This window comes from Pseudonocardia sp. McavD-2-B, from assembly GCF_024124365.1.
Taxonomy (GTDB): Bacteria; Actinomycetota; Actinomycetes; order Mycobacteriales; family Pseudonocardiaceae; genus Pseudonocardia; species Pseudonocardia alni.
Window position 1 is genome coordinate 1 of record NZ_JAMXSG010000143.1, and the last position, 14,606, is coordinate 14,606.

Here is a 14,606-nt window from a genome sequence, read left to right on the forward strand (position 1 = left end):
GCCCCCAACGGACCCACAGATCAGTGCGGTCCTCATCGGACATCCCCGGCCTGCCCAAGCGTGCCATCGCCCACCCCTATCATGATCAACTACCTGTGGGGTGTTGCGCTGACCGGTTGAGTCCAAGCGTGCTTGACTTAGCTTCTCGAGCTTGAGAAGCGCTTGAACCTCTTTGGAGCGCTCTCCAGCCTCTGCGGTAACAAACTTGATAATGTCACGGCGCGCTAGGGTTAGTTCGGGATGTGAGGCCACCCGCTCCACGGCCTCCCGCACCTCTGCAATCTCGGGCGTGAGTGTAAAGGTCTTCGGTGAACGAACATCGCGACGAAGCACTGCCCGCCGACCACCACTGGTCGTTACGATCTCAAGCGAGACTTCTGCCTTGACCGGAGCGTCACGACTGTGAACGTGCGGACCATGACGAAGCAGCGTGACCCCGCCTGACCCGGCCCCCGTCAAGCGGGAAACACTTCCGGTGAGAGCAAAATCAATGGCATCAATTACGCCACTTTTACCGGAGCCGTTCGGCCCCCAGACAGCAAACGGTTTGCAACTCAGATCAAGGTCCAGCTCCCGAATTCCTCGAAATTCACGAATTGAGATGTTTGCAATTTTCAACATCAGATCTGCGGCCGCACCTTCGAGTCAATCAGCTTCACCAGAGTCTCCGCCTTGGACTGACGTTCGATCAACGCCTCAACGAGCGGTTCGATCAAATCGTCAGGAACCGCTTCTTTCGACGAAAGAGCACTCCGAAACGCTTCGACGACGGCGTCCTCGACTTGCGACACAGAACCTCCAGGAGCGTGGAGGTAAACATCTACAGGGCTTTGGGGAGCCATTGCGATAAGCCATCCGAGTGATCGCCGATAACCGGTACTTGTGGGGCGCTCGCCGCGCCCCACACCCCGGGCGACCTCCGGGGAGGGGGTGTCTCCCCGCCGGCCACCTGCGGCGGTAGCACCTCCGGTGGGCAGGTCCAGGTCGTTCAGCGCGTCGGGTGCTCCACCTGGACCTGCCCACCGGAGGTGCTCTCGGGGGACCTGGCCGACGGGGAGACAGAAGACAGCCGTGTTCCTGTTGAGCAGTGGTCGAGTTGATCGAGATAGCGCGCGAGGCCGGCGGCGAACGCCGGTCCGTTGTTGACAGCGATCCAGCCCCGCCCGCCGTTGGTCATCAGCTTCACCCGTGACCGGGAGCGCCGGTACCGGACACGGCCGGTCGACTGCTCCACCCGCATCTTCCAGGTCTGCTGCGCCCGGCCCTGAGCACGAGCCCAACGCCGCGCGATCCGTCCGGCATGTACCCCAGTGGCAGGGCTGACGGCGAGAGTGCGGGTGGCGCGGTCGAGGTTCCACACGCCCCAGAACCGCCCCGGCCCGCGGCCGGGTTCCTGCCACAGCTCAGGTACCTGGTGCTGGTACTCCTTCGCCACGAGCATCCCGTGCTTGCAGAAGTACGCCGCGACCCGGCGCGGATCCGTCGCGCGCAGGCCCTCCCGGTAGTCCAGCGCCGTACCGGCCAGCTCGTGCCGTCGCCGCTGCTCGGGATCCGGGTGATCGACGACCTCAGCCCAGACCCGCGACAGCCAGACATGGAATCGCTCCCCGGTCGTGGCGGCCTGGCCGTGCGGCGGAGTGCACAGCATGTGCACGTGCGGTGCCCCACGCCGCTGGAACTCCAGCTTCCACACGCACGCCCAGTCCTCGCCCCACGCCCGCAGGTACCGCTTGCGCAGCGCCTTCATGTGCTGCTTCAGCACGGGACCGGTGGGGACGACCGTCTCCCAGTCCCCGGGGTAGGTCAGCGTGACCATCGCCGGGAGCCGACCACCGGCGTAGAGCGGGGTGTAGTCCAGTTCGCAGAGCCGTCGCACCATCCGTGCCCGCGACTTCCGCGACCAGCCGGTGATCCTCATCCGCGGCGGCGGATCGCCCCACTCGCCGGTCGCGAGGTGCTGGCCGACCGCCAGGTCCACGTCCTTGCGCTGTACCTCGGCCTGACGCTGCGCGGTGCGTTCGGCGCGCGCCCAGTCACGGGTACCGACGGCGAACATGCCCGGACCGACCGTCAGTTCCCAGCGCGGTCCCTCGGCGAGGGTGCCCGAGTGCTCGCGGACGGCGGGCAGCAGCGCGGCTGCGGCGTCGACGAGCTCCGGCGAGGGGAACGCCGGGGACCACAGCTCCTCCACCGTGTCCGGAGGCCGAGGCGGTTCGGGGTCCCGGCCCGATATGGCACATAGAACAAGCCCAGGCCGGCCCGCGGCTGCCGCCGGGGCCGCGGCCGGTCCGCTCGCGTCCGCCCCGCAGACGCTCCTGCCTCCGGCCCGCGCCTGCGGCCCGGCCACGGCTCCCACGGCCGCCACCGACGACAGGGACGGGTCGGCTGTGTCGTTCTTTGTGCCGGCATCGGGGGCGGTCCGCGACGCGTCGGGACCCGGGTACGTGGATGGGGTGTGCTGCACGGCGTGGCCTCTCGCGGAGGCCGTCTCGCGGGCAGGCTGAACCGTCGTCTGGGCACGCCGGCATCACCGCCGGAGCCACGTGGGTTCCGGCGGCGTGCGGGCGTACGCGGATGGCCGCCGTCAGTGGGCAGCCCGACGGATCAGGGCTGCGGCTCGACGGCGGTCGGCATGTAGCAGTTCTGTAGCAACGGGGCGCTGTACGCCGCCGTCCGGAGTCGTCTCGCGCGACTACTTCCGCAGGTCAGACGACCAGGAGATCCAGAGCGAGACCGTTCCGGCGCGATTTGGGAGCGAGGGGCCGTGGGTTCAAATCCCGCCACCCCGACCAGCGGAGACGGCACCGTGCGCGGCGGTCCGGAAGCGGTCGACAGCGGCATCCGACAGCGTCCGGCAACGGCCGGTGGTCCCGGCCGGCGCCCGCACCGAGCCGTGGTCCGGCCGTCCCCCGCAGCGGCGACGTGCTCAGTGGGAGCCGCCGTGGCGGTGGTACCGACGGAACTCCGAGGGCGACAGGCCGTAGCGACGGCGGAATGCGGCTGCGAACCGGCTCGGACTCGAGAACCCCCAGTTCGCCGCGACATCGCTGACCGAGTGCGACGTCCGGCTCTCCAGATCCGTCTTCGCCCGTTGCAGGCGGACGGTCGTGAGGTGCTCCATCGGGGAGCATCCGATCCACTCCTGGAAGCCCTCCTGCAGTCGTCGCACGGTGGTGCCCCCGAGGACCGCCATGTCCGCCACGGTCCAGGGCCGGGCCGGGTCGTCACGAACCGCGTCCACGACCCGGGACACGGTGCGCGGCCGCGCGGGCGACCCGGTGCCCAGGTCGGGGCAGCTCGTCAGCAGGAACCCTGCGGCCACCGCGCCGGCCAGCTGCTCGGAGACCACGGGAGAGCCGGCGAACAGCGACGGGCGACGAAGGTGGCTGGCGAGACTGTTGACGAGTCTCCGCCAGTCCTCACCTCCACCCCGGTCGAGATCGAGCTGGTCGGGCAGGACACCGGCGACCCGGACGGGGTCGCTGCCCAGCACGCGTTCCGCCTCGAGGTCGAGCCAGGTGCGGTCGAACTTGACCCCCAGCACGGTGCACGTCGCGTCCCAGTGCGTGATCCGGCACGCGCTGTCGGCCCGGAAGACCGCCGCCTGGCCGGAGACGGAGGTCATCGATCCGCGACGGGTCTGGCTGACGAAGTGACCGGTCAACGGGATGTTGACCTCGTACGCCCCGGGATAGTCGCAGTCGATGGCGATGTCGGCTCCCCAGCCGACGTAGCCGAGGAGAACCGGGCCGAGATCGAGTGTCTGCAGGGTGAGGCGAGGCCTGCTCCCAGGGCCGATGGGCGTCAGCTCGTGCGGGAAGTACACGTCAGCGACGCTCTGCGACACCTGGTCCCAGTCCCGAGGTGGCGCACCCCTGTGTGCGGCCATGCCCTCGATCGTATCCGACACCGATCACGTTCGAACTCCTCGCGCGATCCGTACCGAAACCGCGCGATCGGTGTCGTCAGCCCCCGACGACCCCGCCTACCTTCTCGCCGTCCCGAACCGACGCAGTGAAGGAGCCACCCCCATGACGGCGGTGAACGACGCCCGCACCCCGGACCTCTCGTGGCTGGACGACGTGACGATGTCCGACCTCGAGCGGAACCCGTACGCGACCTACGAGCGTCTGCGTGCCGAGGCACCACTCGCCTACGTCCCGGTACTGGGCTCCTACGTGGCGTCCACCGAGGAGGTCTGCCGCGAGGTGGCCACGAGCGCCGCCTTCGAGGCCGTCATCACCCCGGCGGGCGGGCGCACCTTCGGCCACCCGGCGATCATCGGGGTCAACGGGGACGTCCACGCCGACCTGCGCGGGATGGTCGAGCCCGCGTTGCAACCGGTCGAGGTCGACCGCTACGTCGAGGACCTCGTCCGTCCCATCGCCCGCCGCTACCTGGAGAGCTTCGAGAACGACGGCCGCGCCGAGCTGGTCGCGCAGTACTGCGAACCGGTCAGTGTGCGGTCCCTCGGTGACCTCCTCGGGCTCCACGACGTGGAGTCCGACGTCCTGCGCGACTGGTTCGCGAAGCTCAACCGCTCGTTCACCAACGCGGCCATGACCGAGAGCGGCGAGTTCGCCAACCCCGAGGGCTTCGTCGAGGGTGACCGGGCGAAGGCCGAGATCCAGGCCGTGGTCGACCCACTGATCGACCACTGGATCACCCACCCCGACGACAGCGCGATCTCCCACTGGCTGCACGACGGCATGCCCCCCGGGCGCACCCGCGACCGCGAGTACATCTATCCGACCGTCTACGTGTACCTGCTCGGCGCGATGCAGGAGCCCGGACACGGGATCGCGTCCACCCTCGTCGGGCTGTTCGGCGAGCCCGAGCAGATGGAGCGGGTCGTCGACGACCCCGCGTTGATCCCGCGAGCGGTCTCGGAGGGGATGCGCTGGACGTCGCCGATCTGGTCGGCCACCGCACGCATCTCGACCCGGCCCGTGACGGTCACGGGCGTGGACCTCCCGGCCGGCACCCCGGTCATCCTCTCCTACGGTTCCGCCAACCACGACGACGACCGGTACGCGGCGCCGACCCGGTTCGACATCGACCGGCCCCCGCTCCCGCACCTGGCCTTCGGGGCGGGCAACCACGCCTGCGCCGGGATCTACTACGCCAACCACGTCATGCGCATCGCGCTCGAGGAGCTGCTCGAGGCCATCCCGAACCTGGAACGCGACACGTCGTCCGACGTCGAGTTCTGGGGATGGGGATTCCGTGGTCCGACCACCCTGCACACCGTGTGGGAGGTGTGAGGGCATGGCGTTCACCGCGACCGTCTCCGGCCGGAGGGTGGCGTGCGGGCCGGACCAGTCGGTCCTCGACGCGTTCCTCCGCGCCGGGGCGTGGATGCCGAACTCGTGCAACCAGGGCACCTGCGGCACCTGCAAGGTGCGCGTGCTGAGCGGCGAGGTCGACCACCGGGACTCGCCGCTCGGCACGTTGACCGAGGACGAGCGGGCCGCCGGTCTGGCGCTCGCCTGCCAGGCCCGGCTCCGCTCCGACGCGGAGGTCGCACCGTCGGGGCCGGGCGGCGGGAGCGCGGGGCGTCGGACCCACCCCCTGCGTGATCTGGACGCCGTCGTCGTCGACATCGAGGACATGGCGCGGGACACCCGCCGGGTGCGGCTGGATCTGGCCGAACCGCTCGCCTTCCACGCGGGACAGTACGTGGAGCTCACGGTCCCGGGCTCGGGTGCTCGTCGGCAGTACTCGCTGGCGAACGTCGCCGACGACGACCAGGTCCTGGAGCTGCACGTACGCCTCGTCCCCGGGGGGACGGCCACCGAACGCTGGATCTTCGACGGGCTCGCCGTCGGCGACCGGGTCCGGGCCGCGGGGCCCCTGGGCGACTTCTTCCTCGACCCGGAGGACGACGACGGCGGCGAGCCGATGGTGCTGATCGGGGGCGGCACGGGGCTGGCCCCCCTGCTGGGCGTCGTCAGGACCGCACTGGCCCGTCGACCGGGCCGTGAGATCCTGCTCTACCACGGGGTCCGCGGTGCGGCCGATCTCTACGACCTGGACCTCCTGACCCGTCTGTCCGAGACTCACCCGAACGTCAACGTCGTTCCCGTGCTCTCCCACGAGAGCCCGCCCGACGGCACGTTCTACCGCACCGGACTCCCGACCGACCTGTTCCTGGACGACGTCGGATCGGCCCGGGGCTGGTCGGGCTGGCTCTGCGGGCCACCGGGGATGGTCGAGGCCGGGGTCAGGGCGTTCAAGCGTCGCCGCATGGCCCCCCGCCTGATCCACCGGGAGACGTTCACTCCCGCCCACGCCGCCTGAGGGCCACCCCGCTCAGGACAGCACGCGCAGCTGGAACGGGTAGTCGTAGGGCCGGTCGTTCGACGCCCGCACCGCGCCCTTGATATGGCACCACGCGGAGACCACGAACAGCACGAGCATCAGCGGCAGCGCCACCACGATCCCGACCACGGTGAAGATCAGGATCCAGCAGAGGATGAACAGCACCCAGAACGACAGGTTGAAGTTGAACGCCCCGGCGGCGGCCCGCCGCGCGAACGGGTCGTCCTTCTTCACCAGCCAGACCAGCAGCGGGCCGACCAGGCTCAGCAGCCCGGCGCTGAGGATCGCGGCGATCGGCGCCGAGAGGTGCGCGAGGATCGCCGCGATCCGGCTGGAGTCGGAGGTGTACGGCTGCGACATCGAGGTCCTTTCGGGTCCGGTCGGCTCAGCGCCTCTGGGCCGACCACCCTGCCAGGCATCGGGCCGGCAGGCGGGAGCCGAGCGGCACGCCGGGCCCCGACCACCCGGACGGGTGCGCGGATGCGTCACTGCCCCCGGGAGCCCACCGGGTGGGCGCCGGCCTCGACGGCGGCCACCCGCAGCGCGACGTCCACGGCCACACCTCGGCGGGCGGCGCGGCCAGGGCCGAAGGAACGTGCGCCCGCGGGTGTGACGGCGGGAACCCCCCGTCCCGCCGCGGTGTTGCCCGAGTCGAAGCCTCCGTGGGGGTGCGCCCGATGCCGTCGACTCCGAACCCGCCGTTCACCGTGGGTCTGGTCGTGCCGTCGGCCGGTTCCGAGGGCATGTACGGCCCGTCGTGCGTCCTGTGCGCGCGGCTGGCCGTCGAGGAGCTCAACGCGACCGGTGGCGTCCTCGGCCGCCCCGTCCACCTGCGGATCCTCGACGGCTCGGGGCCACCGGCACAGGTCGCGGCGGCGGTCGGGCAGGCGGCGCGCACCGGGGTGATCGACGCCGTCGTCGGGTGGCACCTGTCCCCGGTGCGGGTCCGGCTGGCGACCGCGCTGCGCGGGGTGGTGCCCTACGTGTTCACCGCGCTGTACGAGGGTGGGGAGACGACCCCGGGCGTCGTTCCGATCGGCGAGACACCGGACATCCAGGTCACGCCGGCACTGCGCTGGATGGCGGACGAGATCGGGGTGCGGCGCTGGGCGGTCGTCGGCAACGACTACCGGTGGCCGCGGCGCTCGCTGGACCGGGCGCGGGCCGCGCTGGGCGCACCCGGCGGGCCGACGCTGGAGCACGAGCGGTTCGTGCCGCTCGGCACCACCGACCACGGCGCCGTCCTCGACGACCTGGCGGACCTGGACGTCGACGGGGTCCTGACCCTGCTCGTCGGGTCCGACGCCGTCGCGTTCCACCGGGAGTTCGCCCGGCGCGGGATGGAGGACCGGTTCGCGCGCTTCTCGCCGCTGATGGACGAGAGCATGCTCTGCGCGACAGGCCCCGGCGCGGTGCGGGACGTGTTCACCGCCGCGGGCTGGTTCGAGGCCGTGCCGACCGCCGAGAGCCTCGCCTTCGGCGCCCGCTACGCCCGCCGCTTCGGCCCCGGCGCGCGGCCGAGCGCACCCGGTGAGTCCTGCTATGAGGGCGTCGGGGTCCTCGCCGCGCTGGTCAACCGGGTCGGCTGCACCGACCCCGTGCGGCTGTCCGAGGCGGCCGCCGACTGCCGCTACGTCGGCCCCCGCGGACCGGTGACCGTGCGCGACGGCCGCACCGAGCAGCGGATCTACCTGGCCGTCGCCGACGGGTCGGACTTCGACGTGCTCGCCTCGCTCTGAGCGCGGCGCCGCGCGACGACGCCCGCGGTGACCACCGCGGCGAGGACCAGCAGCCCGGCGAGCGGCAGCCCGAACCCCAGCATCAGACCGCCGCCGATGTTCGCGCCGATCGACGCCGCCGTCATGACGCGTCCGGCCCACCCGACCAGCAGGCCCGCCAGGACGCACAGCACCACCGGTGAGGCCAGGGCCCACCCGCGGACGACCGCGGTCCCGCATCCGCCCAGTCCCGCCGCCGCGAGCAGAGCGCCCGGCCACCCCACCACGGGCGGCTCGTGGGCCCGGATCCCCTCCGCGAGCGCCGACGCCGCGCTCACGTCACCGATCAGGTGGTAGACGAGTACGGCCGCGCAGAGCCCCGCGACGAGGCCGACCGGGATCGCACGCAGTGCACCGTGCACGGCAGTCTCCTTCCGTCGGTCCCGGCCACCGTGCCCGGATCCCGGGCGGCGGGGCCTCCGTAGGACCACGCAGATCAGTCGACCGGGCGCCAGGGCCGCGGCGGCAGCGTCGGCAGCCCGCTCGGCGCGCACTGCCCGCCCCGCTCCCCGGCCAGCCGGAACACCAGCCAGCCCGACAGCGCGGCCAGGACCGACCCTGCCAGGATCCCGATCTTGGCTTCGGCGACGAGCAGCTCGTCGGTGAGCGCGAGCTCGGTGACGAACAGGGCGACGGTGAACCCGATGCCCGACAGCGCGGCACCGCCCATCAGCTGACCCCAGCGCAGCGTGTCGGGCACCCGGCCCAGCCCGGTGCGCAGCGCGATCCAGGTCGCGGCGGCGACGCCGATCGGCTTGCCCACGACCAGGCCGAGCACGATGCCCCAGGTGAGCATCGACGTCGCCGCGGCCGACAGGGTCTCCGACGACAGCACCACACCGGCGTTGGCGAGCACGAACAGCGGCACGATGACGTAGCTGCTCCACGGCTGGATGGCCTGCTGGAGCCGTTCGTTCGGGGAGACGGCGGCGACCGCGACCGCGCGGGCGGTGCGGGCCCGCTCCGGGGTGGGGTCGAGCAGGAAGTTCTTCCCGATCCGGACGGCCTCGACCATCTCGGTGCGACGCGGCGCGTAGGCGTTGACCAGCAGCCCGAGCGCCACGCCGACGACGCTGGGGTGCACCCCCGACCGCAGCACCGCGACCCAGCACAGGATCCCGGCGACGGCGTAGAACGGCGTCCGCCAGAACCGCACCCAGCGCAGCGCGAGCAGCCCGGCGAGCAGCACCACGGCGACGAGCAGCGCGAGCAGGTCGACCTCGTCGGTGTAGAACAGCGCGATGGCCAGCACCGCGCCGATGTCGTCGACGATGGCCAGTGCCAGCAGGAACACCCGCAGCTGGTCGGGGCAGCGCGGCCCGAGCAGCGCGAGCACACCCAGCATCACCGCGGTGTCGGTGGAGATCGCGATCCCCCAGGCACCCGCCGCCTCGCCACCGGCGTTGAGCGCGAGGAAGAACAGCGCGGGCACGACGAGTCCACCGAGCGCGGCCGCGGCGGGTGCGGCCAGGGCGCGGACCCCGCGCAGCTCGCCCAGCGTCGTCTCGCGGGCGATCTCGAGCCCGACGGAGAGGAAGAACAGCACCATGAGGCCGTCGTTGACCCAGTGCCGCAGGTCCAGGTCGAGCGCGGACTCCCCGAACGACACGGCCAGCGGGGTGTGCCAGAACGTCTCGTACCCGCCGCCGAGGTTGGCCCACAGCAGCGCGACGACGGCCGCCCCGACCAGCAGGACCGCCGATCCGGACTCGGTCCCGAGGAAGCGCCTCGCGGCATCGGAGAGATCGCCGCGCTCGGCTAGGGTCACCACCGCCATGTGCTGATCCTGCCCTGCGCGGGTCACGACGAGGAGGCCGCCATCAGCCTGGACCCGCCCGTCGGACCGTACGACCACGTCCTGGGCCCGCCCGAGGCCGAGCTGACGCTGGTGGAGTACGGCGACTTCGAGTGCCCCTACTGCCGCGACGCCGCACCGGTGCTGGAGGAGGTCCGTGACCGCTTCGAGGGGCGGCTGCGGTTCGCGTTCCGGCACTTCCCGCTGCACGAGGTGCACCCGCACGCCATCGCAGCCGCCCTCGCCGCGGAGATGGCCGGGTTCGACGGCCGGTTCTGGGAGATGCACGACACCCTGTTCGCCCCCGGTCCGCCGCGGCTGCGCCAGGACGACCTGCGGGAGCACGCCGTCGCCGCGGGGGTGCGGCCGGACCGGGTCGTCTGGCCGGCGACGCGGCTGGCGGAGGACCGCGTGGAGGCCGGGTTCAACGCGGCGGTGCGCTCGGGCGTGCGCGGCACGCCGACCCTGTTCGTCAACGGCGAGCAGTACCGCGGCGACGTCACGGTCGCCGCGCTCACCGCCGCGCTGGACCCCGCGCTCCGGTCGTAGCCGCTCAGGCCGTCGCGGCGGGCCCGACCAGCATCACCGGGCAGTTCGCGCGCTGGACCAGCGCGAGCCCGGTCGAGCCGAGCAGCAGCCCGGTGAACCCGCCCCGCCCCCGGGTGGCGACGACGACCAGCCGCGCCGCCCCGCTGCGCTGGGCCAGCACCCGTCCCGGCTCGGCGCGCTCGATCACCCGCTCGACGGCGACGTCGGGATAGCGCTCCGACCAGCCGGCGAGCCGCTCGGCCAGCGCCCGCTCCTCGGCCTCGCGCAGCCGGTCGAACGCACCGGTCGCACGCAGGGCCGGGGACCGGCCGTCGTGCCAGGCGTGCAGGACGACCAGCCCGGTGCCGTGCTCGGCGGCCGCGGCGAAGGCGTGCTCCAGCGCGACGTCGGACAGCGGGCCGCCGTCGATCCCGACCAGGACCGGCCCGTCGGACGACGTGCCGCGGACGACGACGACCGGGCAGCCCGCGTGCGAGGCCACGGCGAGGGTCACCGACCCCAGCGCGGTGCCCATCGCCCCGTGCCCGGCGGACCCGAGTACCAGCAGCTCCGCCGTGGCGGACCGCTCGACCAGTGCCGTCGACGGCGCCCGCCGGTCCTCCGCGAGGTCGACCGCGACCTCGGGTGCGGCCTGCGCGGCGGCGTGCCGGGCCGCGTCGAGGGTCGCACGGGACTCCTCGCGGATCGACTCCTCGACGTCGTCGAGCAGGGGCGCGACGGCGGCGTCCGCGTACAGCCCGGCCACGTCGAAGGCCTGCACGAGCAGCAGGTCGGCGTGCCGGGCGGCGGCCTCGCGGGCCGCCCACGCGACGGCGTCCAGGGCCGCGTCCGATCCGTCCACGCCGACGACGACGGTGCTCATCACTGTGCTCCGTTCCCGGCCGGCCCGGTGTCGGCCGTTCGCCCTCCACTGTGCTCCGTCGCGGGCCGGGTCGCACGGCCCCGTCGTGTGAGGTCGGAGACGGCCCGCACGGGCCGGGACGGGCACCCGGGGCCCCGGGCCGCCTCGCTACGGTGATCGCTGCTGCATTCCGGAGACAGGGAGGTCCCGTGCACGCACCGAGCGTTCTCGTGGTCGGCGCCGGGTTCGGCGGCATCGCCGCCGCGATCGAGCTGCGGGCCCACGGCATCCGCGACGTCACGATCGTCGACGCCGCCGACGGCATCGGCGGTACCTGGCTGCACAACACCTACCCGGGCGCCGCCTGCGACGTGCCGAGCCATCTGTACTCGTACTCGTTCGCGCAGCGCACCGACTGGTCGCGGCTCTGCTCACCGCAGCCCGAGATCCTCGCCTACCTGCGGGGCGTCGTCGCCGAGTTCGGGGTCGACGAGCTGGTGCAGACCGGTGTGCGGATCGTCGACGCCAGGCGCGACGAGGCCGACGGACCGTGGACGGTCACCGCCGACGACGGCCGCGCCTGGACCCCCGACGTGCTGATCGTCGCGACCGGGCAGCTGAACCGGCCGGTGTCCCCCGACCTGCCCGGCGTCGACTCGTTCGCCGGGACGATGTTCCACTCCGCGCGCTGGGACCACGACCACGACCTGCGCGGCCGTCGCGTCGCCGTGATCGGTACCGGAGCCAGCGCCGTGCAGTTCGTGCCGGCGATCGCCCCCGAGGTGGGGCACATGACGGTGTTCCAGCGGTCCGGGAACTGGTTCCTGCCGCGACGGAACCGGAGGTTCCCGGCGTGGTGGCGGGCCGCGATCGCGCGGGTGCCCGGCCTGCAGGCCGCGCGACGCCGGTTCATCACCGAGTACTGCGAGGCACTGACGCTGATGATCCGCCACCCCGCCACCTGGGGCCGGCTGGGGCGGCTCTACGCGACGCTGTTCATGCGGGCCCAGCTGCGCGACCCCGAGGTCCGCCGCAAGGTCTGGCCGGACTACACCTTCGGCTGCAAGCGCATCCTGTTCAGCTCGCACTGGCTGCCCGCGCTGCAGCGGCCCAACGTCGAGGTCGAGACGTCGCGCATCGCGGCCGTCGAGCCCACCGGGGTGCGCACCGAGGACGGCACGCTGCACGAGGTCGACACGATCATCTGGGGCACCGGGTTCGCGGCGACCGACTTCATGTTCCCGATGGAGATCAGCGGCCCGGGGGGACGGTCGCTGCGCACCGAGTGGTCCGACGGCGCGCACGCCTACCTCGGCATGACCGTCCCCGGGTTCCCGTCGCTGTTCGTGCTCTACGGCCCGAACACCAACACCTCCGGCGGCTCGATCGTCCGGTACCTGGAGCACCAGGTCCGCTACGTCCGCGAGGCCCTGCAGGAGGCGGCCCGCCGCGGCGCGTCCGGCGTGGAGGTCCGACCCGAGGTCGAGCAGGCCTACGACGAGGAGGTCCAGGCCCGCTTCCCCGGCACCGCGTGGACCCGCTGCGACTCCTGGTACCGCGACGACACCGGGCGCATCGTCACCAACTGGCCCGGCTACATGCGCGAGTACGACGAGCGCACCCGGCGCGTCGAGCCGTCGGACTACGTCTTCCACTGAGTCCCGGCCGGCGTCGGGCAGGACGGAACCGCCCCCTGCGTCCCGTGGCGGCGGGAGGCAGGGGGCGGAGGCCGTCGTCGGGAATCAGTCGCAGGACGTCGGGTTGTCGCGGTTCTGCGCCGCCCCGCCGCCGAGGATCCCGAGGACATTGCCGAGAGCCGCGTTGACGCCCGGGCAGACGTTGGCGTTGTTGAGGACGTTGACGTCGTCGAGGTTCACCAGGCCGAACTGGTCGCCCCGGGTGTTGCCGACGTCCTGGACGAAGGAGTCACCGTCGTCGTCCTTCGGCGCGGGCGCAGCCGACGCCAGCGGGCTGAAGGCGACCATGGTGGCGATGACGGCGACGCCGGTGACCGCAAGCTTCCTGCGCATGTCTTTCTCCCCGATCGTGTCCGGTGGGACGGACGTGTCTCACGATTCCCGTGAGCACCACCGGGACGCCTGTGCGTCACGGCAAGCGGACAGTAGGCAGCCGCTCACCGGCGGGGATACGGCAGCGACACCAACGAGTGACCCGATCACCACGGGTACCAAAAGTGTGGTGTGAAACGGACGGAACCGGTTCTCCCAGGACGCCGGACACCCTCCGTCCCCACGTCCGGGGCGGCCGATGCGAAGGGTGATCGCCCGACCGGACCGTGGGCGGGGGCCGACCACCCGCGGGGGTGAATCCGTGACCGGCGTGTCGCGGGCCCCGGCGTGTCGCGGCGGGACCGTGGCGTCCGGGGCTTGCACCTGACGCGACGGGAGGGTGCACCGTCCATCATGCCGCCACGACGTGGCGGCCCGACAGGAGGGGATTCCGGTGAAGGTGGGCGAGCCGGCCCGGGTGACCGGGCTGACCGTGCGGACACCGCACCGGGCCGGGGCCACCGGCTGAGCGGGTGGGGCGGGAGGGCAGGGGTCAGACCGACCCGACCCCCCGCACGACCGCCCCACCCACACCGGCCGCCTCCAGCAGCCCCGCCAGCACCGGGTTCACCGCACCGGCCTTCCACGCCAGCGCCAGCGGCACCTCCGGCGGGTCGGTCAGCGGCACCAGCACCACCCCCGGTGTGCGCAGCTCCGCCGTCGCGTCCAGCGCCAGCCCCACCCCTACACCGGCCCCGACCAGGGACAGCAGGGTGTGCGTCTCGGGAGCCTCCTGCTCTATGCGCGGCAGGAACCCGGCGTGCAGGCAGGCCGCGTCGACCGACGTGCGCATGACCGCCATCCGCCGGACCGGGTAGGTGACGAACGGGTCGTGGGCCAGCTCCGCCAGGTCGATCGTGTCCCGCCCGGCGAGCGGGTGCTCCTCGGGCAGCGCGGCGACGAGTCGGTGCCGGTCGATCTCGTGGACGACGAGGCCGTCGTCGTCGACCGGGGTGCGGATCAGCGCGGCGTCGACCCGGTCGGTGCGCAGATCCTCGGCCAGCTCGCCGGAGAACCGGCCGGTGACCAGCACCAGCCGGGCCTGCGGCCGGTGCGCGCGGAAGCGGCGGGCGGTCCGGTACAGCCAGGCGTTGGAGCTGGGTCCGGCGAACCCGAGGCGGACCGAGCCGGTGCCGCCCGCGGCGGCCTCGCGCGCCGCCTCGACGGCCTCGTCCGCGGCGGCGAGGGCACGGCGGGCCCGGGGCAGGAACGCCGCCCCCGCCGGGGTGAGGGCGACGGCGCGGGTGTGGCGG

General features: G+C 72.6%; 15 protein-coding genes. 5 read left to right on the top strand and 10 right to left on the bottom strand.

Going from position 1 to position 14,606, the window contains the following annotated elements:
- The 4 genes from NH602_RS32260 to NH602_RS18500 all read right to left on the bottom strand — a co-directional run.
- A partial coding sequence (locus NH602_RS32260; protein ID WP_374210203.1) for an ATP-binding protein occupies positions 1-621 on the bottom strand: 621 nt, incomplete at its 3' end.
- The gene (locus NH602_RS18490) at positions 621-791 is read right to left on the bottom strand and encodes a hypothetical protein (RefSeq protein WP_253068444.1); all 171 of its coding nucleotides are present in this window, start codon (positions 789-791) and stop codon (positions 621-623) included. The genes NH602_RS18490 and NH602_RS32260, both read right to left, overlap by 1 nt.
- Before the next feature lie 197 nt (positions 792-988).
- Positions 989-2,191: a hypothetical protein gene (locus NH602_RS18495; protein ID WP_253068445.1), complete on the bottom strand. Its 1,203-nt coding sequence runs from the start codon at positions 2,189-2,191 to the stop codon at positions 989-991.
- Between the two features lie 735 nt (positions 2,192-2,926).
- Positions 2,927-3,889 (bottom strand): AraC family transcriptional regulator, encoded by a 963-nt coding sequence (locus NH602_RS18500; protein ID WP_253068446.1) that lies wholly within the window; start codon positions 3,887-3,889, stop codon positions 2,927-2,929.
- Between the two features lie 142 nt (positions 3,890-4,031).
- Between NH602_RS18500 and NH602_RS18505 the strand changes: the two genes are divergently transcribed.
- Positions 4,032-5,264, top strand: coding sequence for a cytochrome P450 (locus NH602_RS18505; protein WP_253068447.1), 1,233 nt, complete (start codon positions 4,032-4,034; stop codon positions 5,262-5,264).
- A 4-nt stretch (positions 5,265-5,268) separates the two neighbouring features.
- Positions 5,269-6,300, top strand: coding sequence for a 2Fe-2S iron-sulfur cluster-binding protein (locus NH602_RS18510; RefSeq protein ID WP_253068448.1), 1,032 nt, complete (start codon positions 5,269-5,271; stop codon positions 6,298-6,300).
- A gap of 12 nt (positions 6,301-6,312) precedes the next feature.
- Here the strand turns inward: NH602_RS18510 and NH602_RS18515 are convergent, their stop codons facing one another.
- Positions 6,313-6,681: a DUF4870 domain-containing protein gene (locus tag NH602_RS18515; RefSeq protein WP_073575584.1), complete on the bottom strand. Its 369-nt coding sequence runs from the start codon at positions 6,679-6,681 to the stop codon at positions 6,313-6,315.
- Positions 6,682-6,998: 317 nt separating this feature from the next.
- Here NH602_RS18515 and NH602_RS18520 point away from each other — a divergent pair, with 317 nt between their 5' ends.
- Complete coding sequence (locus tag NH602_RS18520; RefSeq protein WP_253068449.1) at positions 6,999-8,060, top strand: substrate-binding domain-containing protein; 1,062 nt, start codon at positions 6,999-7,001, stop codon at positions 8,058-8,060.
- On the opposite strand, the gene NH602_RS18525 is transcribed toward NH602_RS18520, so the two are convergent.
- Together NH602_RS18525 and nhaA are read right to left on the bottom strand one after the other, a co-directional pair.
- Positions 8,009-8,461, bottom strand: coding sequence for a hypothetical protein (locus NH602_RS18525; RefSeq protein ID WP_179762047.1), 453 nt, complete (start codon positions 8,459-8,461; stop codon positions 8,009-8,011). The genes NH602_RS18520 and NH602_RS18525 overlap by 52 nt on opposite strands.
- Before the next feature lie 74 nt (positions 8,462-8,535).
- Positions 8,536-9,876 (bottom strand): Na+/H+ antiporter NhaA, encoded by a 1,341-nt coding sequence (gene nhaA, locus NH602_RS18530; protein WP_179762046.1) that lies wholly within the window; start codon positions 9,874-9,876, stop codon positions 8,536-8,538.
- Here nhaA and NH602_RS18535 point away from each other — a divergent pair, their 5' ends adjacent.
- On the top strand, positions 9,877-10,443 hold the full coding sequence (locus NH602_RS18535) for a thioredoxin domain-containing protein (RefSeq protein WP_253068450.1): 567 nt from the start codon (positions 9,877-9,879) through the stop codon (positions 10,441-10,443).
- 4 nt (positions 10,444-10,447) lie between these two features.
- Here the strand turns inward: NH602_RS18535 and NH602_RS18540 are convergent, their stop codons facing one another.
- A complete protein-coding gene (locus NH602_RS18540; protein ID WP_253068451.1) occupies positions 10,448-11,305 on the bottom strand; it encodes a universal stress protein in 858 nt (285 codons plus the stop codon).
- 188 nt (positions 11,306-11,493) lie between these two features.
- Between NH602_RS18540 and NH602_RS18545 the strand changes: the two genes are divergently transcribed.
- Positions 11,494-12,942 (top strand): NAD(P)/FAD-dependent oxidoreductase, encoded by a 1,449-nt coding sequence (locus NH602_RS18545; RefSeq protein ID WP_253068452.1) that lies wholly within the window; start codon positions 11,494-11,496, stop codon positions 12,940-12,942.
- Between the two features lie 84 nt (positions 12,943-13,026).
- Here NH602_RS18545 and NH602_RS18550 read toward each other — a convergent pair whose 3' ends face one another.
- Positions 13,027-13,314 (bottom strand): hypothetical protein, encoded by a 288-nt coding sequence (locus NH602_RS18550; RefSeq protein WP_073575578.1) that lies wholly within the window; start codon positions 13,312-13,314, stop codon positions 13,027-13,029.
- 532 nt (positions 13,315-13,846) lie between these two features.
- Positions 13,847-14,606: LysR family substrate-binding domain-containing protein (locus NH602_RS18555; protein ID WP_253068453.1), on the bottom strand; the 760-nt coding region annotated here is incomplete at its 5' end.